This window comes from Xanthomonas sp. SHU 308 (assembly GCF_000364645.1).
Taxonomy (GTDB): domain Bacteria; phylum Pseudomonadota; class Gammaproteobacteria; order Xanthomonadales; family Xanthomonadaceae; genus Xanthomonas_A; species Xanthomonas_A sontii.
The window spans coordinates 1-411 of the sequence record NZ_AQOK01000733.1 but is presented as its reverse complement, the minus strand read 5'-3'; the positions used below and the strand labels follow the sequence as shown (position 1 = coordinate 411).

Here is a 411-nt window from a genome sequence, read left to right as displayed (position 1 = left end):
GGTTGCGATCGAACAGCGGCAGGCTGAGGCTGACGCCGAGCGTGTAGGCGTGGGCGCGGTCTTCGCGGAACCGCGTCTGCGCGGCGGTCAGGCTCAGCTCGGGCAGGGCACGCTTGCGCTCTACCTCGACCTGGCGATCAGCAGCTTCGGCTTCCGCAGCGGCGATGCGCACCGGCAGCGCTGCCGCCTCGGTCGCGCGCGGCGATGGCGGCGTCCGGTCGAGCAGGCTGCCATCGAGGGACTGCACCGGCATCTCCAGCAGGGCGATCGCCGCCAGGCGCGCCAGCGCCGCGTCGCGGAACGCCTGCGCTTCGTCCAGCGCCGCGGTGGCATCGGCCACTTCGCTGCGCGCCTGCACCGCGCGCAGTCGCGGCTCGCGGCCCTGCGCGACCATCGCCTCGACGGCGGCCG

Annotated in this window: 1 protein-coding gene; it reads right to left on the bottom strand. The window is 74.9% G+C overall.

Going from position 1 to position 411, the window contains the following annotated elements; genetic code table 11:
• On the bottom strand, nucleotides 1–411 hold a 411-nt coding region (locus D588_RS0119560; protein WP_017917193.1), incomplete at both ends, for a TolC family protein.